Raw genomic sequence first — 23,887 nt, 5'->3', positions numbered from 1 at the left:
AACTCTCACCGAGTTAAAACACAACATATCCAAATATCTTTTTGGAACTCAAAAAAGTCCTGATATCGTTAAATCATATTTCCTAAAATCAGAGGTCTCTTACGCTGCTTAATGTAAACTGTTTGCTGGCCGGAGTAATACAATGGAGCTATATTCTTCTCTTCATTGTAAACAGGCGATATAACCGTTATGGAAGCTGTCATAGAAATGACCTAGAATATGAGATGCAAAAGGTTCCCTTTTGGAAAAATCGAAACCCTATATAAAAGACTGAACCCACTCTGAAATTGTATTCTTTGGCAAATTGCCTATCTTTGTAGATACTGCTTTCCCATCTTTAAAAATCATGAGAGTTGGGATACTCGATATTCCCAATTTAGAAGGTGTATTTGGATTTTCATCAATATTAAGTTTCAAAATCTTAACAGTGCCCTTGAGCTCAGTAGCAAGAGTTTCCAATATAGGCGCTATCATACGACACGGACCACACCACTCTGCCCAAAAGTCCACTAACGTGGTGCCAGAAGCATTTACAACTTCCTGCTCAAAAGTTGCATCCGTAACCTGTGCTAAAGCCATTTTCATCTCCTTACTAATATCAATATTTTCTATCTAAGCACTAATTTGCTAACACACTTTTTACTAAAATGAAACCAATGGAGAAGGATGTTTTCTATCCATAGTTACTCTTTTTTCTTCTTTCCCTTGGACACACCAACCAACGCAGGCCTTAAAAGCCTGTCATGGATTAAATAGCCAGATTGCATAAGCTCTGCTACGTGTCCTTCCTCAAACTCGTCATGCTCAAGTTCAAACATGGCCTGATGATGCTCATGACTAAACTTCTCACCCAATGGCTCAATTTTCTTAATGCCATGCCGCGCAAAGGTTGCTAGCAATTCTTTCTCTGTCATTTCAACACCTTCCAGGAATGTCTTGAATGACTCATTTTCCTCAACGCCTTCTTTGGACACACTCTCTAAGGCACGGCCCAAATTATCTGCTACATTTGTGAGTTCTCGTGCAAGCCCTGTAATCGCGTACTTGGCAGCCTCCTCCCTCTCACGCTCTACTCGCTTTCGAACATTTTCTGTTTCAGCCATTGCACGCAACAACTGATCTTTTAAGTTAGCGACTTGAGCTTCTAACTCTTCAAGCTTATCGCTTTTCTGATCTGCCTTCTTACGAGTTGTTTCCTTATTTGCCTCGCTTTTATGTGACTTTCCCATCAAGATACTCCTTTTGCAATCAACTGACTAATAACTTTTGCGGTATAATCCACCATGGGAATAATTTTCCCATAGTTAATGCGTTTAGGCCCAATCACGCCAACAGCTCCTACAACTTGATTCTGATTATTTCCATATGGCGCAACAATCATGGAGCAACCTGACATATCAAACAATGTGTTCTCTGACCCTATAAAAATTTGGACTCCCTCGGCATCCATTGAAGAATCTAGGATACTGATTAAGGACTCCTTCGTCTCTAAAATATCAAAGAGCCCCTTCAAGCGCTCTAAATCTCCCTCAAAATGAATGTCTTGAAGCAGATTCCCTTTTCCACGAACAATCAAAGTCTCTCCGGCTCCTGAACCAGACCAGCTGGCTATACCTGCCTCGACCAGACCTCGCGTTACCTCATCCAACTCAGCACGATCCTGTTTAAGCTCTTCTAGTATTGATTCTTTCACTTCTGGCAACGTCTGCCCTTTTAATCGAGCATTCAAATAATTGGTAGCCTGAGTCAAGCTTGAGTGTGGCATCCCTAATGGAAGTTCCAATACACGGTTTTCCACAAGCCCATCTTCTGTCAACAACACTAGAAGGGCTCTGCCAGGGCCCAAATTCACAAATTCAATATGCTTGAGTGCCTTTTCAGATTTATACCCCATAACCAAACCAGCGCATTTCGAAAGGCCAGAAAGGATGAGTGATGCATCCTCCAGCATCTGAGGCATATTATTTCCAGTTGCTTTGCACTGTTTATCTATATTCTTTTTTTCTTCGTCACTTAAATAGCCAAGTTCCATCAAACCGTGAACGAAAAAACGCAACCCAGCTTCGGTAGGCAACCGTCCTGCAGAAGTATGTGGGGAATACAAAAGACCTTTTTGCTCCAACGACCCCATTATATTACGGATGCTCGCAGGAGAAAGATTCATCCCTAATCTCTGGGATAGAGTACGAGATCCTATTGGCTCTCCTGTCTCCATGTAAGCTTCTACCAAATGGCGAAAGATTTCTCTTGAACGATTTCCAATGTCATCAAACATAATAAACACTTAACACTATTTTCATTTCCCCTTATACTTAGTGCTCAGTATGCCCACCGTCAATGCTTTGAGCATATATTTTTGAAGAAGGATTTATCCTTGAATTTCCTGGCAGAACCTACTTTTTTTAAATATGCTTTTCATTTTGTGAAGCCTTTTGGTATAGTGCGTACAGTTTCGAAGGTGGTATTGTTTTTGTAGAATAGCTGCATGACCCAGCGGTGCGTAGATATGTACGGATAATGCTACCAGGTTGTTGAATCATATTATACAAAGGATTCGCCATGCGCCCTTCCGGAAGAAAAACCAACGAACTTCGTACTCTCGAGTTCGATCTCCATTTCAGCAAACACGCTGAAGGATCCTGCCTTACAAAATTTGGGGATACTCACGTACTCTGTACAGCGACAGTTGAAGAAAAGGTTCCCATGTTCCTCCGAAATTCGGGATCAGGATGGGTCACTGCAGAATACGGAATGCTCCCTCGCTCCACTCATTCGCGAGTAGATCGGGAAGCAGCTCGTGGAAAACAAACAGGCCGAACCCAAGAAATACAGAGGCTCATTGGTCGCTCTCTCCGGGCCGTCACAGATTTAAAAGCACTGGGAGAACGCCAAATCAGACTCGATTGTGATGTCATCCAAGCCGATGGAGGCACACGCACCGCTGCCATCACAGGAGGATATGTTGCTTTGCATATAGCTCTCCAAAAACTAGTTGATAGAAAAGTCCTTCCAGCAATCCCACTAACCGACTTTGTTGCTGGAATTTCCTGTGGAATTTATAAGGGCGCGCCAGTCCTGGATCTAGATTATGCCGAAGATAGCAATGCCGAAGCAGATGCAAACTTTATTTTAACTGGCAAAGGCAACATTGTTGAAATTCAAGCGACTGCAGAAAAAGGATCGTTTGGAGATAAAGCGTTTCAAGACATGTTGGAACTTGCTCGAGAAGGGGTTTCTTCTCTTGTCCAGTTCCAAAAAGACCATCTTATCAAGCCTCGCCTTAAAGCAGCCTTTTCATGAGCCGATGTCTTACTGAAAAAAAGCTCCTGATTGGTACTCATAACCAAGGAAAATTCGAGGATTTTAAGGTTTTATTAGCTGATTACGGTCTTGAACTTGTGTCTGCTAAAGAACTCGGACTCCCAGATGTAGAAGAAACGGGCTCAACTTTTGAAGAAAATGCACGCCTAAAAGCGCTTACTTTCGCCAAACACGCTCAACTTCCAGCTATCGCCGATGACTCGGGACTTTGTGTTGATGCCCTTGATGGACAACCAGGAATCCATACGGCGCGTTGGGCAGGTCCTGAACGCGATTGCCACAAAGGTATGGAGAAAATTAGATCAATGATCCATGCCCTCCCAACAGAAAAGCAAAGCACTAAGGCACATTTTGTAAGCTGTGTTGCTCTTGCTTGGCCTGATGGACATATGGAAACTATCACCGAAACTGCGGATTTTGTTTTGGTCTGGCCTCCGAGAGGAGATCATGGGTTTGGCTATGATGCTTTTGTCTGTCCTGTTGGAGAGTCAAAAACATATGGTGAATTGACCCACGATGAAAAGCTTGCCGTGAACCCGCGCTCAAAGGCTTTAAGGAAGCTCATGAAGGAATGTGTGGATAACGGGACGAAAATGAGGGCATAAGAAAAAGAGGAAAGCCCCCCGACTCCTCTTTTCCTTTAAGTCTCCCATAAACTTAAATTTAACAATAAAAGGTTAACAAATAGTTAATTTTTAGAATTTTTTTCAAATATGAGCAAAAAACTTTTAAGTCTTTATATTCATTGGCCTTTTTGCCTATCAAAATGTCCGTATTGTGATTTCAATAGCCACGTGCGGGAACAGATAGACGAAAATTTATGGAAAAAATGCCTTCTTTCCGAAATGGAGCACATGGCCACCCTCGTGGGACCTCGAAAATTACGAAGTATTTTCTTTGGAGGCGGGACACCGTCCCTCATGTCTCCAAAGACCGTTGAAGCGCTTATAGAAGCCGCTCAGTCTCATTGGCCAGATGAAGGCGTAGAAATCACGTGTGAAGCCAACCCCAACTCTGTGGAAGCGCAAAAATTTAGAGATTTTAAAAGCGCTGGTGTTAATCGGGTTTCTCTAGGCATCCAGTCTCTGAATCCATCTGCGTTGCAGTTTCTTGGACGTACCCATTCAAAGCTTGAAGCCATAGAAGCCATCGAAATTGCCCGAAACACTTTCGACCGATACTCCTTTGATCTCATTTACACGAGACCTGACCAAAAGGTGCAAGAATGGCAGCAGGAACTTCAAGAAGCTCTCTCCATTGCAGGAGATCATCTTTCTTTGTATCAACTGACCATTGAAGAAGGGACTGTCTTTCATACTCTCTTTTCAAGGGGCCAGCACACTCTTCCCGAGGAAGAAACTTCTGCCCAGCTGTTCGAAATTACTCAAGACATCATGAACGCGCATGGCCTTCCCGCATATGAAATATCCAATCATGCCCGAGAGGGGCAAGAATGCCAGCATAATCTCCAATATTGGCAATACAGAGATTATGTTGGGATTGGACCCGGCGCCCATGGACGCATCACCTTAGATGGCAAAAAATATGCTACACGTTGCCACCGGGCTCCGGAAACCTGGACCCAGAAAGTCCAACAGCAAAATCACGGCATTCAGGATTTTATTTCCCTTTCGTGGGAAGTACGCTTTCAGGAACTGGTCATGATGGGACTTCGATTACAACAAGGCATTTCAAAGACCGACTTTTCCCAAGAGCTTGGCAAGGAAATAGTGGACGTTTGGAATAATGAGATCCTACAACCTTATATGACAGAAGGGTTATTGGAAATGACGCCAACTCACATGAGAGCGACTCCGAAGGGCCTTCAAAAATTAAATGCCCTTACGAGAGCCTTATTAGGAGAAGTGGAATTAAAATCCTGAAAAATTAATGGTCATCATATTCCACGTTTTCACAATCAGCGATCATAAATGCTTGTAACCACTTCTTGACGATTCACGCTAGAAAGGTTATGCAAAAGATTCCCAATTTTGCGGAGGGGTGGCCGAGCGGTCGAAGGCGCACGATTGGAAATCGTGTATACGTTTATAGCGTATCGCGGGTTCGAATCCCGCTCCCTCCGCCAGCCTATGCTCTTACGAGCAATCACAGAGCCATGTTCATTTCTCGCCAACACCGTCCAATTTGTCTATAATTTCAGAATAATCTGCAACAACGCGGTAATGGGGATCCTCAATCATATTAACTTCGACCATATCTTTTGCTTTTTTCAGTAGCAATTGGCAGTCTGAGCTGAGATGAACGAGGTGAAGTCTTTTGCCAGCCACCTCGTATTTTGTTGCCATTGCATCAATAGCTTCCAAGGCAGAATGGTCCCACACCCGCGCATTTTTGAAATCGATAATAATGTCTTCTTCGTCCTTGTCATTCTTCGGGCTAAAGATATCCTTAAAGTTGGAAATTGACCCAAAAAATAAAGGCCCGTGCAACATATAAACTTTATGGTTTTTGTCTGAGCGCCCCTCTACAACCCAAATGTGTTTTGCAGAATTCCAAGCATAGACAAGGGCGGAAACAATAACACCTATGATCACCGCCAAAGCCAGATCATATATAACGGTAATGCAGGTCACTAGAACGATTACAAAAGCATCACCACGCGGAATTTTGTGCATGATATGGATGGAGGCCCAAGCGAAAGTCGAAATAACGACCATCATCATAAGGCCCGTAAGGGCGGCAAGGGGAATCATTTCAATCCAAGTTGAGGCAAATAGAATAAAACCAAGAAGCGCCAGTGCTGCAGTTATACCTGATAAACGACCACGCCCACCAGAACTCATATTGATCATCGATTGACCAATCATGGCACAACCTCCCATAGCACTAAAAAAGCCACAGGTCAGATTGGCAAGGCCCTGACCCGCGCATTCACGAGAAGTCCGGCCTCGCGTTTCTGTTATTTCATCAATAAGAGTAAGCGTCAGTAAACTCTCTATCAATCCTATGGCAGCAAGGGTCACTGCAACAGGAAAGATGATTGTTAGTGTCTCAAATGTAAGGGGGACCATAGGAAGATGAAATTCGGGAAGGCCTCCAGCAATAGAAGCTAGATCGCCCACGGTTTGTGTGTCGAGACCAAGACCAACAGCAAGCCCTGAAACACTCAAAACTGCGACAAGTGACGCGGGAATCAGCTTGCCCAGCTTAGGAACTTTGGGAAAAATCCAAATAATCCCCATCGTTAAAATTGTGAGCCCAACCATTAAATAGAGCTCACTACCTTGCATCCAACCTCCATTGAAAAAGACATCAATCGCATGCGGTGCGGTGTCACTAGGAGGCTGCGCAGTGGAAACATTACCACTTTTAAATTGTCCAAGCTGTGCCAGAAAGATGACAATGGCTAGGCCGTTCACAAAACCCAGCATAACCGGATAAGGCACAAGTCGGATAAACCTCCCCAAATGAAATATCCCAGCCAGAATTTGTAGAATTCCCGTCAAAACAATGGCCGCAAAAAGATATTCGGGGCCATAGGCCACGACCAACCCAACCATAGCGACAGCCATGGCTCCAGTTGCCCCTGAGATCATACCACTCCGCCCCCCAGAGTAGCTGTTATGATTCCAACAAAAAAAGCAGCATACAGACCCGCTAAAGGATCAAGTTTCGCAACAAAGGCAAAGGCTATTGCTTCTGGGACTAGCGCCAGCGCAACCGTTAGGCCAGATAAAACATCTGCCTTTGGATTGTCTGTAAGGTGAAAACGGTTAACAAGTCGAAGCATAATTCAGTCTTTCCTACTTTGATTTCTTTAAAGTGAAACCTAGTCTGTCTGGGAGCCGAACCTAGAGAGAGTCCATTCATAAGTCCAGCTATAAAGAAAAAAAGTGTATAAAAATGCCAATTATATTCGTTTTCATAAGAATGGTTATTGAGGAGCAATTTACTTCAGCACCCCTCTCCTTTACCCCGCATAAATTCTTTTAGCCAAGGCAAGAAAGCACCTGGGATCACCATTGTCCTCAATCATCCATGCTGCTCCTAAAATAAGTCTTACAAATGCCCAATCAGATAATCTTTGTGGATCTAGGTCTAACTTCTCGGAAAGTTTGCCTACTCTCGTATGGAATAACGTGGGGATATCTTGTTTAATTTCCAGCTCGGTTTTGTAAATAAAATCAAAGGCCGCGACTTCAAATTCTCTTTCCCCTAGAATACCTTTGGGATCAATGGCAAGCCATTCATTGGCATTGTTTAGGATATTATCATGATGCAGATCCCCATGAAGCAGGAATTCTTGGCCTGAGGTGTCCAATAGTCGGTTCTTAAGTGCTATCGCTCTTTCCAATAAAGGAAGCGGTATTCCGATGCCCTCGACTCTATCAATAGCTGTTAGCCAATGGCGAATATGCCTGTAACCAGCGTGCGATGGTTGGGGCACTGAACATAATTTCCGCACGACTTGAGCATAATGATCCATAACATCCTCAGCATATTTGGGATAAAGGGATTGCAATGAATCTCCAGGAACCATTTGGCTTAGTAATAGGGCGAGATGCTCATGGTTGTAATCAATTAACCTAACTGCCCCATGTCCATCAAAATGCTGCAACGCCCTGATTTCATCTGCAATTAATTTTTCGTCGCAACTGATTTTTAGCGCTACAGGCACATTGCCGTCTTTAAGAGCTTTCGCAACAAAATTCCATGTCATGTTGCTCACTGGCTGTAGGTCCGATAGTCCCCAGTGAACTGACAGTTCATCTGTAATTGTAGGGAGAGCTGAAAGCCAACTGGATCCTTTGCTCCCAAAAAGATTTCTCATGTTTTTTTCTAGTGTTTTCATGCTGACGATCTTCAGATAATTCAGTAGCCATAAAACATTAACAAAAGCGTTTTGAGTAAAGTGTAGACATAAAATTAAATATATGAAATAGCATAAAGCCCTATTAACTGCAAAAAAACCACATGATACGACTTGGCTTAAATACTCTAAATCAATTAAAAGACCCAAAGAATTTTACGGGACCCTTTGGTGTGGAAAAGGTAATTTCCGTATCCCTATATGATCAAGTGGTAAATGAACCCAATGCCGATGAATTGGCCGAGTGCATTTTATTAAACTTTGCCGATGAGCGAGGCGCCTATAAAAGAACCTATGGGAAACGCTTTGAAAACTTTGATCAAAAAGTGCTCGAAATCATTGAACGGGAGCTCCCAAGTAAAACACGGGCCCTGAGACTATTGGATACCGGTGTCAGTGACGGTCGCACAAGTGTCGATTTTTTTCACAAGCTTGCAAAGTGCTATCCAAAGCTTACCTATTTTGCTTCCGACTATGATCCAGAAGTTCAGGTTATCTCCTCGGGCAATGTCTCTCTGACGCTGAGCAGTGCGGGTAAGCTTGTAGAAATATCTTGGCCGCCTTTTGTATTCAATGTCATTCGAGGCGACCACTGGCACCGATACCCCCTCAATCGCCTTATCCGGCTTTTCGTTCAGCCTTTGATCGCAAAAAAAATCCTCAAACAATATGAAACTGGTGCCCTCAAGCCAAGAACTGTCAGCTTGTTTTGCCCAAAGGCCCAAAGGCTGTCCCAAGAAGACAAGCGTTTCAAACTCATGAAATATAGCCTACTGGATGCCTCTCCCATCGGGGGAAAAGTAGACCTTATCCGGGCCATGAATGTCCTGAATCCTTCCTACTTTTCAAAGCAAGCCATTAAAAAAATTGTTGGAAATATTTTTAATAGCCTCTCAGAGGGTGGCCTCTTTATCACAGGCTCTAATCAAGAATCCGACAGCCCCGTCAATGGCGGCATCTATAGAAAAACAGCCACTCATTTTGAACTCTTATGGCAGTCTGGAACGGGATCCCCCATTCAGGATACGATCAAGCTTTTTCGTCAAGATTCTGCTCCCAAGAAAAAGAGAATTACTTAACTCTTCTTAGTCTCAATCAGTTTCATCATCGAACGAATAATTGGACTCAGAATCGGAAGAATCTTCTTCTGGCGCCTCACGTAATCCAGCGGCTATAAACTTTTCTCTCACAAGCTCGGTCACTCGCCCATCTCCTACTTCATAAGCAAACTCTAACGCGTCTGTTTGTTCTACCTCCCCAAGAAAATCTCTCTCAAGAGTATCCGTTAGATCCAAGTCTTCAGCTTCAAGAATAAGACTTACGATTTCTGAATTTCCTTCTTCTATAGCAACAAAAAGAGCATTTCCATTGTTCCATAGAGCGCCTCCACCCCTCGAATTGCTCTTAATAAAGCTCATGATAAATGCGTCCGACATCCGTCCATCACTATCCATGGAATCCCCTCCGGCACCTGGCAAAAAGAAACCGCTACGATCCTTTTGGTAAAGCCCGCTGCTTTGTTGTACATTTCCCCCATTTTCTAAAACAAGGGTCACAAGTTCAGGGACGCCGCTTTTAATTGCCTCATGCAGAGGAATTTGAAACAAAATTGACTTTCTTTCATCAAACTGCTTGTACCCTGGAGATCCACATGCCACTTGTGCCCCTGATTTTATAAGCCCTTTGGCAATCACAATATTCTCAGCTTTTAATGCCGCAATAAGAGGAGGGTCCACTTGTGGAATATTTTCACTTAGCTTTGCTGCCATATAATTTATGAGGTCACTCTCTTTGACCAATGGAAATAAGAGAGTGCTAAATTCATTACTTTCAAGGGCCATAGAGGCATTAAAAATTTCGACTAATATTCTCTGCTCAGCTGGCACAGTATATGATGTCACACCAACTGACCGGCTAAGGCCCATTGCATATCTAAACGTGTCGAATTTCTCAGCCTTCAAAGCGGCCTGCGCGGCTCGCAAAAATTGACTCGGCTTAAAGACGGAACGTTCATGCAGAAGCTCCATCAATGGAAGACTCCCCGTCGCTGCTGCTTTCTCGAGGTGCAATTGCGTCGCAGGAACACCCGCATCCACGAGCTCCCGCATTCGTGAAACCTCTCCACTTTCAGCAGCTTCATCCATCATGAATGTTCCAAAATTTTCGTACATAAGGGCCTCAGAAATCGGGTCCTCCACCCCCTCAGAATGCGAATTTGCCACCATCTTCAGCAACAAACTATTGCTTCTTCGTACCGGTTTTTCCAAACTTTCTATCCCATCCACGGACACGCGAATTGCTTCTGCGAGATCATCACTTGCCCAAATAGGACTGTTTTCCAATTCATCTCCCAAATCAAAATGAACAAAAGTCGTTGTTACGGCTGTGTTATCTCGGAGGCCCCTATAGGTATAAACCACTTCAGATTTCACCTTTCCAGAGGATAGTAATTTAGAAATAGGGAGCCCGGTTTCTTCCTCTACCTCTCGAACAGCGGCAGCAATCTCATCCACGTCAGTTGCATCTACGATTCCCCCAGGGAACTGATAAAAATCAGACTTCTTACCCAAGATCCAGTTTCGGCCAAGAAGCACTTTCCCACCACCTGTAACAATGCCTGCTACATTAAAGCGATGCTCCTCACATAATTCTCTTTCAGATAGAACCATATTAGTAGAAGCCTCACAGGATTCAAGATAATCTCGCACAGCCACATGACCCTTCTTATGGGCCAGGAACAATGCGGTTTCTCCATGAAGAGTCCTGGCATCAAGATCAATGCCTTCTTGTTCAACCAACCACTTAACAGCGTCCATATGTCCCTTGGCCGCCGCCGCATGCAACGCCGTCCACATTTGATTGTCTTGTGCTTGAGCAGGGATAACAAACCCCACTGGAACACCTGCTTGAACAGCAAGTTTCATTCCTGTCACATTTCCATGGGCAGCAAATTGCATCAAGATCTCGTGATCACGTAGCCCCTCTAAAGAGTGACCCGAATTTTGCATAAGCGTTAGCGCCGTCTCAAAAGCTTCAACGTCATTGTTCCAGGAAGCTATCTGTAGAATTTGGGGCGCATAACTAAGATTAAGACCGTGATCAAAAAAGACTTGTACGCATTCCATATGTTTTGCTTTCGTGGCTGAAAATACCCCACTCCCTCCCAACAATTCGCCTCTAAATAGGAAGGGAGAGCTATAATCCATATGTTGAGGTAGACGAATGCTTTCATCAGCTGAACTCTGCATCTCAAAATTCAAGAGCCACGACAAAAGGTCAGTTAATCCCTTTTCTGCCGCATAAGTGATCGCATGGTTATGTAATACCAACTTTACGGAGTCTGGCCAGTTCTCTTGGGACGCAAACTCGATTATGGATTGCACTCTTTCAACCGATAGGGCTTCGACTTTTCCGCGAAAAACATTTTCAGCAAATTTTCTGCCATACGAATCTTCCGCAAAAATCCATGGATTTTTATCGTATAGCCCCTGAAATGCACGAAGGTCTTCTGTCTTGAATATCCGGACAACCTCCATCAAAGCGTGCATTCGTTTCATTACGTCAACTTGTGACAGAGAGGATTGAGCGTAGGAAGTCAAATTTATATCTATGCCATCATGCAATATGTTCACACGACATGGAACTTTGACTTCTGGATAGTACTCACCTGGCATAAGGTAAGATACAATCGCCGACAAACGTGCCAACTTTGACTCCTCAGAGGCCTTGGAACTCAGAAAATCTAAAAGATCGTCTCTATATTGGTGATCTAATTGCGCAAGGATCTCTAGAAATTGATAAGCTAAACCTGGAACCATGTGAGCCCCGTGCAATACTTCGTCCCCAAAGGGAACATCGATCACATTTTCCGTGTCACCTGTTTTATAATGATAGCGTTTCGACATGCTCGCTTTATCGTGAGTCATCCAAAATAAAGATTCCCCAAATCTAACAGGTTGAGAACTAGCCGACGTAGAGTAAGGAACGAGGTGCCCACTGGCAAAAGCATATTTTTCTTCCACCGTATCCGTTCCTGACGCCATAAGAATGGTATAGGGACTGTCTTTGAGAAAACCAGGGGTGTTATGATCCCTTCCTAGGCCCCCTACAAAAAATAGAAAGTCCTCTGCATTTCCTGAGGTCCCTGTATGCGTTATTTGATTCATATGCTTCTTGCGCATTCTTTCTCTAGTAGATAACATTGTGCTATCCGACCTCAGCATATCAACCAATTCTTTGGAAGCATGCTTAGAGGTAAAATACTTGATAAAGAGACTAACGGCTTCAGTTTCTCGCTTATCCTTTCGGCCTAAAAATGATTTCAATCCCCGCCGAAAATTTCTCTCTGAATCGCGCCAGATATTTATATCCCACTTCATTTCATAGGGATGATATGCACGCCAAGCGCGCCACAAGGACTGAATTTTATGGGCAGCATTCCCCTCTTTTATTTGCTTTCTTGCAAGAAAGCCACGTACAGCTGCCTGAACCTGAATCACATCGTTTAGTTTGTTAGAATAATGTAAACGATCGTCTTCAGAAAAATTGTAGGAATTTTCTCCCTCACTAGCAAAGACACCCCTAGAAAAAATTAGAATAAAAGAAACAATAGTCCAAAAATATTTCACCTTACGACCCCAGTAATAAATTTCAGAATTAATACAAAATCAATGTATAAATATTCTACAAACTTTAGTTTGTCAAGAAATTATGGAGGTGAGATTACTGTTGAGGATAGTTTGGTAAAGCTAATATAAAATCATATTCTGTAAAATCTAACAGTTGCTGTTCTAAAATCTAACTCCAACTGTTAGATTTTACAGAATCATATCTTAAACCTCCCCAACTTTTCGCTCCTTTTTCCTTGCATTACACCGACACAGGGTCTATAAGTTCTCCATTCGCTTGCGGACAGGCGTTGGGTTACTTTAGAACCCGGGCATGCCTGATCTGCGGTTTATTTGGTTTTCTTTATGATTAAGGATAGACAAAATGCCCAAGATGAAGACAAAAAGCAGTGTGAAGAAGCGCTTTCGCGTTACAGCCACTGGAAAGATTAAAGTCGGCGCAGCCTTTAAAAGGCATAATCTGCGCAAACGTTCCCAAAAAATGAAGCGACAGTCTCGTGGGACAATGGTTTTGTCTCAACCAGATGCCCGTATTATTCGCAAATTTATGCCCTACGACGCTTAACGGAAGAGGAGAACGTTATGTCACGAGTTAAAAGAGGAGTTACCGCCCACGCCCGCCACAAGAAAATTATCAAGATGGCAAAGGGGTATCGGGGTCGCTCGAAGAATTGTTATAAAACAGCCAAAGATAGTGTTGAAAAAGCTCTCTTGTACGCCTATAGAGACCGTCGCGTTAGAAAGCGTAATTTCCGTGCCCTTTGGATTCAAAGAATTAATGCTGGCGTCCGTGAACACGGCATGACCTATTCCCAATTTATGAATGGTTTAACCAAGGCTGAGATCCAGGTTGACCGTAAAATGCTCTCTGAACTAGCTATCAATGAAAAGGGGACTTTTAAGGAGTTGGTGCAACAAGCCCAGAAAGCCTTAAAAGCAGCCTAAGCATTATTTATAAAAAAATTAAAAAAGGGGCTGTCATTTGATGGCCCCTTTGTCTATTTTGAGAGGTTGAATATTCTAGGAAAAGCATCTCTATGGAAAGTGCGGAAAAACTATCGCAAGATACTCTTGATCAAATTACAAAAACGGACTCTTTGGAAAAACTAGAAGATGTGCGTCTTGCGATCTTAGGAAAAAAGGGGAAGCTAACCTCCCTCATGAAAACCTTAGGATCCCTTTCTCCCGATGAGAGAAAAAACCAGGGAGCCGCCCTAAATCAGATTAAAACAACGATTTCTGCCGCCCTTGATATCCAAAAAGAGGCCCTGGAAGAGAAAGAGCTCAACGCTCGACTCTCCACAGAGAAAATCGATATCACCCTTCCCATTCGTCCTGAGGCTTCTGGCGCCATTCACCCCATTACCCAAACCATGGATGAAGTGATTGCGCTGTTTGGAGATATGGGATTTGAGGTAGAGGAAGGCCCAGATATTGAAGATGACTTTCATAACTTTTCTGCACTCAATATCCCCGAAGCCCATCCAGCCCGCCAAGAGCACGATACTTTCTATCTTCCGAAGCAAGAGGAAAAATCTCTCTTGCTGCGCACCCATACGTCCCCTGTGCAAATTCGAACCATGCGCGAAGGAAAACCGCCATTCCGCATTATTGCTCTGGGTCGCGTATACCGGTCAGACTATGACATGACCCACACACCCATGTTCCACCAGGTGGAAGGTCTCTTGATCGATAAGAAAATCAACATGGGACATTTAAAAGGCTGCCTCATAGATTTTTGCCGACGCTTTTTTGAGTGTGATGACTTGCCTGTCCGTTTTCGCCCCAGCTATTTCCCCTTCACGGAACCCTCTGCCGAAGTAGACATTGGATGCGTCAGAAGCGGAAACGAATTTAAAATCGCTGCAGGTGAAGACTGGCTTGAAATCCTCGGTTGCGGCATGGTCCACCCAAATGTCTTAAAAAATTGCAACATTGATCCGAACGAATATCAAGGGTTTGCCTTCGGCATGGGCATCGAGCGCATTGCCATGTTGAAATATGGCATTCCTGATTTAAGAAGCTTTTTTGAATCAGACCTGCGCTGGCTCCGACACTATGGATTTAAATCTCTGGATATCCCCGATTTCTTGGGAGGTGTCCGATCATGAAGTTTACCCTAAGTTGGCTCAAAGAACATTTGGAAACAAAGACTTCCCCAGAAGAAATAGGCGAGGCCCTCACCATGCTGGGGATTGAAGTTGAAAGCATGGAAGATCTTTCGGTGCTTTATAAAGACTTTATTGTTGCCCAAATCGTCGATACCAAACCCCATCCCGATGCGGATCGTTTAAAAGTCTGTACCGTTGATGCTGGAAAAAAAGAGCCTCTCCAAATTGTGTGTGGTGGGCCAAATGCGCGAACCGGCCTGAAAGTCGTGCTAGCCCCCATTGGTTCCATCATCCCAAGCAACGGGATGAAAATGAAACCGACGAAAATTCGAGGCATTGAAAGTCACGGTATGATGTGCTCCGTCGTTGAGTTATGCCTAGGTGAAGAATCGGAGGGCATTATGGAACTTTCTGAAGACGCCAAAGTCGGTAACGGGTTTGCAAAAGAAATGGGCCTAGATGATATTTTATTTGATGTCACCATGACCCCTAACCGAGCCGATTGTTTCGGCGTTCGCGGCATTGCGCGAGACTTAGCTGCCAAAGGATTGGGAACTCTTAAATCCCTTGACGTTAAATCCATCAAAGGCAACTTTAAGAATCCTATTCATGTAAAAATCGATGACAAGGCCTCCAAGGCATGTCCCATGTTTGTAGGGCGCTTGATCCGAGGTGTTAAAAACGTACCGAGTCCGGAATGGCTTAGGCGGAAAATAGGAGTCACTGGCCACCAATCAATTTCGGCCCTTGTGGATATAACCAACTTTATCACCACGGATCGCAATCGCCCTCTTCACGTATTCGATGCCAATAAGCTGAAGGGAAATATATCTCTCCGCTTTGCCAAGAAAGACGAGAAATTAGAAGCCCTTGATGAAGAAACCTACGAACTAGATCCAGCCATGGTCGTTATTTCTGACGACTCTGGCGCCATCAGCTTGGGTGGCATCATGGGCGGCTTATCAACGGGCTGTGATCTGGACACAACCGATGTGGTATTGGAGTGTGCGCTCTTTGATCCAATTACTATTGCACACGCTGGTCGAAAACTTAATCTGTTAAGCGATGCCCGAACCCGTTTTGAGCGCGGCATTGATCCCCATAGTATTTTGCCAGGCATTGAAGCAGCTACTCAAATGATCATAGATCTATGCGGTGGTGAAGCCAGTGACTTGGTCGTTGCCGGCAAAAATCCTTTCGTTGAAAAAGAATCAACTCTGAATTTTGAGCGACTTAATACGCTAGGGGGCTCACCTGTCACGTCAAAAGAAGCAATTCAGATTCTCGAAAAACTTGGGTTTGAAACAATCTCAAAAAACGATAAGTCCATTACCGTTAAAATTCCATCCTGGCGCCCAGATGTTGAAGGGGAACACGACCTGATCGAAGAAGTGCTCCGAGTTCATGGTTACGACCAAATTCCCGTACTAGCTCTGCCTCGAACGAGTGACATCTCCAAGCCAGCTCTTACCCCGTTTCAGGAACTTCATGAAAAGCTAAAGCGCGTCTTGGCACAACGGGGATTTATGGAAGCTATTACCTATTCGTTCATCTCGGAAAAAGAGGCAAGACTTTTTCAGGGTGCTCACAAAAGTCTCAAACTTTTGAGCCCCATTAGCTTTGAAATGACGTCTATGCGTCCTTCCATTCTGCCCAGTCTCCTGAAAGTTTTGAAACCAAATAAAGATCGTGGTCAGGCAAATGGTGCCCTGTTTGAAGTAGGCCCCCAATACGCAGGCGTCTCTCCGGAGCAACAATCCCTGATGGCGACAGGCATTCGAATGGGCTCTACTCATACCGCCCATTGGGCATCCAAAGAACGTGGTGCCGATGCCTATGACGTAAAAGCCGATGCTTTTTCCGTGCTGGCCTCATATGGAATTTCCGCCAACTCAGTTCAAGTATCCCAGGAAGGCGCTCCTTCATGGTATCATCCAGGTCGCTCAGGCGTTCTGAAACAGGGCCCCAAGAATATCCTCGGATACTTTGGAGAAATTCACCCTCGCATTTTGAAAGAGATGGATGTGGAAGGCCCCATGGTTGCTTTTGAAATCAATCTATCGGCTCTCCCATTACCTAAGAGGAAATCAAAGAAGCCCCTCACCTTGAATCAATTTCAAACCGTTGAGCGTGACTTTGCCTTTGTCGTGTCCAACGATACCCCTGCGGATAAAGTACTTCAAACAGCACGAAAAATTGACAATGCCTTGATCAAAGAAGCCACCCTTTTTGACGTATATTCGGGGAAGGGGATCGATAAGGGCATGAAATCTCTTGCCATTCGCATACGATTAGAGCCCTCCAAAAGCACCCTGACAGATGACGAAATTAGCCAAATTTCTCAAAAGGTCATTGGTGCCATTGAAAAAACAACCGGTGGGAAACTAAGAGCCTAATATGACAGCGTCCCAAGATCTTTCCCTCATCAGAAACTTTTCGATCATTGCCCACATCGACCATGGAAAATCTACTTTGGCCGATCGACTCATTGAGTTCTGCGGTGGCCTGGATAAACGAGATCTGAAAGAGCAGGTTCTAGATTCCATGGATATCGAACGCGAACGGGGCATTACGATCAAAGCCCAAACGGTTCGTCTTAATTATAAGGCAAAAGACGGCAAAACCTATCAACTTAATCTCATGGATACGCCAGGCCACGTGGACTTTGCCTATGAAGTCAGTCGGTCTTTGGCCGCTTGTGAAGGGTCACTTCTTATTGTTGACGCCAGTCAGGGGGTGGAAGCACAAACCCTCGCAAACGTCCACCTTGCCTTGGACAATGACAATGAGGTCATTCCTGTTTTGAATAAAATTGATCTCCCTGCCGCCGAGCCAGACCGGATCAAAGAACAGATTGAAGATGTCATTGGGATTGAAGCACATGATGCCATCCAGGTCTCTGCAAAAACAGGTATTGGTATTCAGGACGTGCTAGAGGCCATTGTCCATCGGCTTCCTCCTCCCGAAGGAGAGGAAAATGCTCCCCTTAAAGCCCTTTTGGTGGACAGCTGGTACGACCAGTATCTGGGTGTTGTTATTCTTGTCCGCATAAAAGATGGTATTCTAAAAGCGGGTCAAAAGATCACTATGATGTCCACAAAAGCCACCTACCAAGTGGATCAAGTGGGTGTCTTTAAACCGAAAACTGAAAAAGTAGAGGCGCTAGGTCCTGGAGAAGTAGGTTTTCTCACAGCTAGTATTAAGCATGTGGCTGACTGTAGTGTTGGAGATACTATTACGCTCGAAAAAAAACCTACGGCTGAACCTCTTCCTGGATTCAAACCGAGCGTCCCCGTAGTCTTTTGTGGTCTCTTTCCCGTAGATGCCTCTGATTTTACAATTCTGCGGGAAAGCCTCGAGAGGCTTCGCCTTAATGACGCCAGTTTTACCTTTGAAGCCGAGACATCTGCAGCCCTTGGCTTTGGTTTTCGATGCGGATTCTTAGGCCTCTTACACCTAGAAATCATCCAAGAACGCCTTGAGAGAGAGTTCAATCTGGATCTCATCACAACGGCTCCCAGTGTTATCTATAAAATACACCTGAACAATGGCAACATATTGGAACTACACAATCCCGCAGACATGCCAGATCCTGTGAAAATAGACTTTATCGAAGAACCCTGGATCAAGGCTACTATCCTGGTCCCAGATGAGTATTTGGGCGCCATTTTAAGTCTTTGTACAGATCGCCGAGGAGAGCAAACAAATCTTACTTATGCTGGCACCCGGGCACTTGTAGCCTATCGGTTGCCTCTAAACGAAGTGGTTTTTGATTTCTACGATCGCTTAAAATCTATCAGTCGCGGCTATGCCAGCTTTGATTATGAAATAGACAACTATGTGCAGGGAGAGTTGGTTAAACTCAGCATCATGGTTAATGGCGATCCTGTCGACGCCCTCTCATCCATTGTATTTCGATCACGTGCCGAAGAACGCGGGCGCGCCATGTGTGCTCGCCTCAAAACACTCATTCATCGGCAATTGTTTAAGGTGGCAATCCAAGCCGCCATCGGAGGAAAGATTGTTGCTCGTGAAACTGTTTCTGCGCTCAGGAAGGACGTCCTTGCCAAATGTTATGGTGGCGATGTGAGTCGGAAACGAAAGCTTTTAGATAAGCAGAAAAAAGGGAAGAAGCGCATGCGACAATTTGGGAAAGTAGATATCCCCCAAAGTGCGTTTTTAGAAGCATTGAGAACAGGCGATGAGTAAAATAGGAGACATCCATTGAAGAAAGTTAAGCTCCACAGAGAACTAGGACTATTTACCGTTACATGTCTTGTGGTGGGGAATATGATTGGATCTGGTGTCTTCTTGTTGCCAGCAGCCATGGCTCCTTTTGGCCCTTTGTCCATCTTTGGTTGGATCATAACGGCCGGAGCGGTCCTCGTCCTTGCAACCATTTTTGCGCGCTTTAGTATGATCATGCCCCTGCAAGGTGGTATTTATGCCTTTAGTCGAAAAGGCTTTGGAGATTTTATCGGATTTCAGGTCGCCTGGAATTATTGGATATCTGCATGGATCGGAAATGCCGCCATTATCGTAACGATCACCGCATATCTCTCGGTTTTCATCCCCGAATTGGACAAGAACAGATTTCTAGCCTCTGCAATAGCTCTCTCTCTTTTATGGCTCGTAACATTTGTTAACACCAAAGGAATAAGAACAGCTGGAATCGTACAAGTCGTCACCACTATTTTAAAACTCATCCCCCTTTTGGTGATTGCCTGTATCGGCATTTTTTATATAGATCTCGATAATTTCACCCCCTGGAATTCAACGGGTCAAAATGATTGGACGATCATTAACGGAGCGGCAACCATGGCCCTATGGGCCTTTATAGGTGTTGAATCAGCAACCATCCCCGCAGGATCTGTCAAGAATCCAAAATGGACAATCCCAAGAGCTACGCTTATTGGAACCTTCATTGTCGCATGCGTATATATATTGGGAGCCATTGCCGTTTTTGGTCTAGTACCCCACGGAGATTTAGTACACTCCCATGCTCCGTATGCAGATGCCGCTTATTCTCTATTCGGAGGAGAATATGGTCCCTGGATTCGACCCATATTTGCCATTGGAGCCATCATTTCCTCGTTGGGCGCCCTAAACGGTTGGATACTTATTCAAGGCCAAATCCCATTTTCTGCCGCCCAAGATGGACTTTTCCCAAGTCGATTCGGAAAGCTTTCTAAAAGTGGAGCTCCCGTTTTTGGTCTCCTCATAACAAGCGCCCTGATCACCGCCCTTTTGATTATAAATTATAATGTGGGACTCGTAGAAACCTTTAGCTTCATCATCAGACTTGCTACCGTTTCCATCCTTATATGCTATCTGTATGCTGTGATAGCTAAGGCCGTCCTCTCGCGGAAAATGAGCCCGACAGGAAAGCCAGAGTTATTTGACTGCATTCTGGTCCCCATCGCTTTTTTCTTTTTGATTTGGGCTCTTATTGGTGCAGGAGAAAATTTGGTCTTCCTAGGGGCACTTCTTTTCTTTGCAAGCACTCCCGTGTATATGCTGATCCGACAGAGCAAAGATTAAGCAAGGTTCTGCTACCTCAATAGCATCTTCAAATATAAGAACCCGGACATAAAAAACCCCGAACTGCCCAAAATCATTCTTTCTGGGCTCAGTTCAGGGTGTAGAAACTGTTAGCTAGACTAGCGGCGATCTCCAAAAAGACGCATCAGCATTAAAAATAGGTTTACAAAGTCTAGATAGAGCATCAATGCGCCCATGATTGCTTTCTTGCCAGCAACCTCAGAACTATCTGCTTCATAGTAAGCATGCTTGATTTTCTGTGTATCATAAGCCGTTAAACCCACAAACACCAAGACACCAATGACGGAAACAGCAAAATGAAGTGCCGAACTTTGCAGAAATAAATTGACCACACTCGCAATGATGATGCCAATTAATCCCATCATAAGGAACTGACCAAAGCCTGTTAGATCCCGCTTTGTGGTATACCCATATATGCTCATGCCAGCAAAGGTACCCGCAGTTATAAAGAAGACGCGTGCAATGCTTTCACCTGTATACATCAATAAGATCGAAGCCAACGATATACCCATAAGGCCAGCGTATATCCAAAAAGCTGCCTGTGCCGATGCAAAGCTCATCTTAGAAATGCGAAAACTTAAAAACAATACAAGCCCCAACGGCGCTAAAATAAACAACCATGACAATGGGGAATATACGAATAGACTCGTTAACTCAGGAACACCAGCAACCATATAGGCTACAATACCTGTCAGCGCCAAACCTGAAGCCATGTAATTGTACACACGGAGCATGTGCGCGCGCAAACCCTCGTCAACCGTTACAGATGCTGCTGTGCGTTGTGCTGTTCTATTTGGACCAGAAACCATATTATTTCCTCTCATCATAAAAAGAGTTAGAGGCAGCGCCCCTTCCATTACTCAGTGTGGATTCTAGCGGAAAGAGACCCTTAAAGTCTAGTAAATTCAACCTGACATCTTCAGGTGCTATTGAAACAAAATCCTGGAGAACAGCCCCAGATAAAATCCAAATTGGACAAAGATTTACATCTCAGTTTTTAATTATGTTCTTTTCTGTACAATCTCTTTTCTTTTTCAATTCCGACAAACTGAAAATAGCTGTCTGTAGGGGCCGTCATTTCCTCATTATAGGGATCAAATCCACGATACATCTCATAGGTTTCATAAGAAATAGCCTCTCTCTTTTTCAGCATGGTTTCGTGTTCCTGAGCAAAGGACGCATCACGGTATCCCTTCTCAATGACCCCACTAAAGAACTCAGCAACGCTTCCTGATCCATAGCTGTAAAATCCGACTCTTTTGCCCTGAAGATCTTTCTGAGTCAAGTTTAGGAGACTTAAGAGTGAGATATAAAGTGAGGCCGTATAGGCGTTTCCCATATCTCGTGCGTAAACTTTTGTCTTTTCTATATGGCCACCAGAAGGCTCTAAGACACCACAACTCTTTGCCAATCGCACATGTGCCTTGTCAGCCATGCGGGAAAAGGGCAAATGAAAGCAATAATGGTCATGGTCCAGAAAGTTTCGGCCAGAAGCCTCGCTGTACTGATCCCAAGTTTTTTCAAGAAGCGTTAAATATATTTTCGTCGACTGGTGACCATCCACCAAGGCTTCCCTCATGTGGTTGGGTCGCCAAAAGTCCATGACATCTTGAGTGAAATAACCACTCTCCCGATCGATGGACATGACACGAGGATTAGTGCTTAGAATCATGGCAACGGCCCCACAGCCTTGAGTCGGCTCCGCCGGTGACTCTAGGGGATAACGAGCAATATCTGAGGCAACAAGCAATATCTTTGAGTCTGGAAACTCTTTCAACCGAGAGAGTGCCAATTGAAGGGCTCCTGTCGTGCTATAACAAGCTTGCTTGCACTCAAGCACTCGACAATGAGACGACAATCCCAGCAAGTGATGCACGTAAATGCCGGCGGCCTTTGATTGATCGATGCCCGTTTCAGTCGCAAAAATGAGAAAATCAATTTGAGAAAAATCAACCTGGGTTCGAAGTCGTTCAGCTGCATGGGCTGCGAGGGTGACCACATCCTCATTGGGCGCAGCCACAGCCATCTTCTCTTGACCTATGCCAATAGCATATTTGTCATAATCAACATTACGCACCTTAGCCAACTCTTTAAGATCTAAGTAATAGGGAGACGTATAAAAACTGATGGCATCAATCCCCACCTTCATGAAACTTGCCTCTGCTCTTGCCGTTCAATACGGAGGTGGGACTCCATCAACTGTCCCTGATTGGTTTGTGCCGCCAGCAGAGATAGCTCCGCACACAACACTGAGCTGGCACATATACAGGCAAGTCGGCGCGCATTTTCCCCTACCTCCCGTTCTATCAAACAACCCAGTTTTTCGAGATTTTCTTGAACCAGTGGTAAATGTTTTCCATTGCCCACCGTTCCTACAATTAAGTTGGGCAAGGTAACAGAGAAATAGAGATCTCCTCCCCGAACTTCACAATGAACCATTCCCTGAGAGCCCTCCACGATATTTGCCGCATCCTGGCCCGTGGCCAAATAAAAAGCTAACAGCAAATTAGCAAAATGGGCATTGGCCGTTCGAACTCCTCCAGCCACGATAGACCCCATGAGATTCTTTTTAATATTGAGCTGCACAATGTCCTCTGGAGAGGTCTTCAGAATGCGTTGGCAAAGTCTTCCTGGAATCAAGCAGTCTGCCACCACATACTTTCCTCGCCCTAGCAGTCCATTTACTGCCGAAACTTTCTTATCGGCACAAACATTCCCACTCACTGATACATATTTTAACTGATTGTATTCATTGCAAATCCACTGACACAATGCATCTGCTGCCTTGGTCACCATATTGTGTCCAGAAGCATCACCCGTCTCCATTTTGAGTCGCAGGTAAAGCAAATTTCCAACAACCTGTGGCGTCATTTCAACCAATCGTACGAACCGGCCCGTTTGTGCCACAATGGCTTTTAGGTCGTCAAAACGTTCTTGTATCTGATGCAGAGAACTGAGAACTTCCTTTACCGTTGCTGCCTCCAGCAAAATGGATCGTGTCATTCCTTCACTAACCAATGACACCTGAATGCCGCCAGCCAATGTCGTTACTTTTGCGCCACGATATGTTGAGCGAAATAAAGGCGTTTCAAATGTGGCAAGGGGGACCGTCACTTCTTCTGAAAGAGTATTCCCTATGATCTTTATGGGCCCCACCCATTCCATAGGGATAGACATGATGTTGGAAGATTCGTTGAACTTTTTCATTTTCCCCAGAACAGTAGCGTCACCAAGTGTTGCGGAAGTGTAGCAAAGTTGTGTTTTTTTACAAATGAAATTTTTTAGAGGCTTATGTCCCAGGATCCGCGATAGAGAATTAAAAAAAGCTCTGAGAGCGAGGAAATAGCTGGAAAAGGAGAGAAAAAGGGTTACACTCTTTAGGTGAAAACGTAACCCCTTCTTAAGAAATATAATTATGAAACTACCATCATTTT

18 protein-coding genes, 1 tRNA gene and 1 pseudogene are annotated in these 23,887 nt (G+C 44.4%); 11 read left to right on the top strand and 9 right to left on the bottom strand.

What is annotated here, in order from left to right:
* Positions 1 to 258: 258 nt before the first annotated feature.
* The 3 genes from trxA to hrcA all read right to left on the bottom strand — a co-directional run bounded on the left by trxA (position 259) and on the right by hrcA (position 2,275).
* A complete protein-coding gene (trxA, locus tag HOL16_00100; GenBank protein ID MBT5389107.1) occupies positions 259 to 579 on the bottom strand; it encodes a thioredoxin in 321 nt (106 codons plus the stop codon).
* A gap of 104 nt (positions 580 to 683) precedes the next feature.
* Entirely contained in the window at positions 684 to 1,229 is a 546-nt protein-coding gene (grpE, locus tag HOL16_00095) for a nucleotide exchange factor GrpE (GenBank protein MBT5389106.1), read from the bottom strand.
* Positions 1,229 to 2,275 (bottom strand): heat-inducible transcriptional repressor HrcA, encoded by a 1,047-nt coding sequence (hrcA, locus tag HOL16_00090; GenBank protein ID MBT5389105.1) that lies wholly within the window; start codon positions 2,273 to 2,275, stop codon positions 1,229 to 1,231. Before hrcA ends, grpE begins: the two co-directional genes overlap by 1 nt.
* A 284-nt stretch (positions 2,276 to 2,559) precedes the next feature.
* Between hrcA and rph the strand changes: the two genes are divergently transcribed.
* The 4 genes from rph to HOL16_00070 all read left to right on the top strand — a co-directional run bounded on the left by rph (position 2,560) and on the right by HOL16_00070 (position 5,407).
* On the top strand, positions 2,560 to 3,300 hold the full coding sequence (rph, locus tag HOL16_00085; protein MBT5389104.1) for a ribonuclease PH: 741 nt from the start codon (positions 2,560 to 2,562) through the stop codon (positions 3,298 to 3,300).
* Entirely contained in the window at positions 3,297 to 3,926 is a 630-nt protein-coding gene (locus HOL16_00080) for a non-canonical purine NTP pyrophosphatase (protein MBT5389103.1), read from the top strand. Before rph ends, HOL16_00080 begins: the two co-directional genes overlap by 4 nt.
* Before the next feature lie 108 nt (positions 3,927 to 4,034).
* Complete coding sequence (locus HOL16_00075; protein ID MBT5389102.1) at positions 4,035 to 5,204, top strand: coproporphyrinogen III oxidase; 1,170 nt, start codon at positions 4,035 to 4,037, stop codon at positions 5,202 to 5,204.
* A 112-nt stretch (positions 5,205 to 5,316) separates the two neighbouring features.
* Positions 5,317 to 5,407: transfer RNA gene (locus tag HOL16_00070), tRNA-Ser, on the top strand.
* Between the two features lie 34 nt (positions 5,408 to 5,441).
* On the opposite strand, the pseudogene HOL16_00065 reads toward HOL16_00070, so the two are convergent.
* Together HOL16_00065 and HOL16_00060 are read right to left on the bottom strand one after the other, a co-directional pair.
* A pseudogene (locus tag HOL16_00065) lies at positions 5,442 to 7,072 on the bottom strand (SulP family inorganic anion transporter).
* Positions 7,073 to 7,252: 180 nt separating this feature from the next.
* Positions 7,253 to 8,113: a phosphotransferase gene (locus HOL16_00060; GenBank protein ID MBT5389101.1), complete on the bottom strand. Its 861-nt coding sequence runs from the start codon at positions 8,111 to 8,113 to the stop codon at positions 7,253 to 7,255.
* Positions 8,114 to 8,256: 143 nt separating this feature from the next.
* On the opposite strand from HOL16_00060, the gene HOL16_00055 reads away from it, so the two are divergent.
* Positions 8,257 to 9,231: a hypothetical protein gene (locus HOL16_00055; GenBank protein MBT5389100.1), complete on the top strand. Its 975-nt coding sequence runs from the start codon at positions 8,257 to 8,259 to the stop codon at positions 9,229 to 9,231.
* Positions 9,232 to 9,243: 12 nt separating this feature from the next.
* On the opposite strand, the gene HOL16_00050 is transcribed toward HOL16_00055, so the two are convergent.
* Entirely contained in the window at positions 9,244 to 12,780 is a 3,537-nt protein-coding gene (locus HOL16_00050; protein ID MBT5389099.1) for an NUDIX domain-containing protein, read from the bottom strand.
* A 364-nt stretch (positions 12,781 to 13,144) separates the two neighbouring features.
* Here HOL16_00050 and rpmI point away from each other — a divergent pair, with 364 nt between their 5' ends.
* The 6 genes from rpmI (at position 13,145) to HOL16_00020 (ending at position 20,432) form a co-directional block, all read left to right on the top strand.
* A complete protein-coding gene (gene rpmI, locus HOL16_00045) occupies positions 13,145 to 13,345 on the top strand; it encodes a 50S ribosomal protein L35 (GenBank protein MBT5389098.1) in 201 nt (66 codons plus the stop codon).
* 17 nt (positions 13,346 to 13,362) lie between these two features.
* On the top strand, positions 13,363 to 13,725 hold the full coding sequence (rplT, locus tag HOL16_00040; GenBank protein ID MBT5389097.1) for a 50S ribosomal protein L20: 363 nt from the start codon (positions 13,363 to 13,365) through the stop codon (positions 13,723 to 13,725).
* A 92-nt stretch (positions 13,726 to 13,817) separates the two neighbouring features.
* Positions 13,818 to 14,891 carry a phenylalanine--tRNA ligase subunit alpha gene (gene pheS / locus HOL16_00035; protein ID MBT5389096.1) on the top strand — a complete coding sequence of 358 codons (1,074 nt, stop codon included), beginning with the start codon at positions 13,818 to 13,820 and terminating at the stop codon, positions 14,889 to 14,891.
* Complete coding sequence (locus HOL16_00030; GenBank protein ID MBT5389095.1) at positions 14,888 to 17,287, top strand: phenylalanine--tRNA ligase subunit beta; 2,400 nt, start codon at positions 14,888 to 14,890, stop codon at positions 17,285 to 17,287. The genes pheS and HOL16_00030 overlap by 4 nt, the downstream gene beginning before the upstream one ends.
* Before the next feature lies 1 nt (position 17,288).
* Positions 17,289 to 19,100: an elongation factor 4 gene (lepA, locus tag HOL16_00025; GenBank protein MBT5389094.1), complete on the top strand. Its 1,812-nt coding sequence runs from the start codon at positions 17,289 to 17,291 to the stop codon at positions 19,098 to 19,100.
* Between the two features lie 15 nt (positions 19,101 to 19,115).
* Positions 19,116 to 20,432: an amino acid permease gene (locus tag HOL16_00020; protein ID MBT5389093.1), complete on the top strand. Its 1,317-nt coding sequence runs from the start codon at positions 19,116 to 19,118 to the stop codon at positions 20,430 to 20,432.
* Positions 20,433 to 20,551: 119 nt separating this feature from the next.
* Here HOL16_00020 and HOL16_00015 read toward each other — a convergent pair whose 3' ends face one another.
* The 3 genes from HOL16_00015 to HOL16_00005 form a co-directional block, all read right to left on the bottom strand.
* A complete protein-coding gene (locus tag HOL16_00015; protein MBT5389092.1) occupies positions 20,552 to 21,277 on the bottom strand; it encodes a Bax inhibitor-1/YccA family protein in 726 nt (241 codons plus the stop codon).
* A 173-nt stretch (positions 21,278 to 21,450) separates the two neighbouring features.
* The gene (locus HOL16_00010; protein ID MBT5389091.1) at positions 21,451 to 22,602 is read right to left on the bottom strand and encodes a hydroxymethylglutaryl-CoA synthase; all 1,152 of its coding nucleotides are present in this window, start codon (positions 22,600 to 22,602) and stop codon (positions 21,451 to 21,453) included.
* The gene (locus HOL16_00005; GenBank protein ID MBT5389090.1) at positions 22,599 to 23,660 is read right to left on the bottom strand and encodes a hydroxymethylglutaryl-CoA reductase; all 1,062 of its coding nucleotides are present in this window, start codon (positions 23,658 to 23,660) and stop codon (positions 22,599 to 22,601) included. The genes HOL16_00010 and HOL16_00005 overlap by 4 nt, the downstream gene beginning before the upstream one ends.
* Positions 23,661 to 23,887: the final 227 nt, after the last annotated feature.

This window comes from Alphaproteobacteria bacterium (genome assembly GCA_018662925.1).
Lineage (GTDB): Bacteria > Pseudomonadota > Alphaproteobacteria > 16-39-46 > JABJFC01 > JABJFC01.
This window is presented reverse-complemented; position numbering and strand designations above follow the sequence as displayed.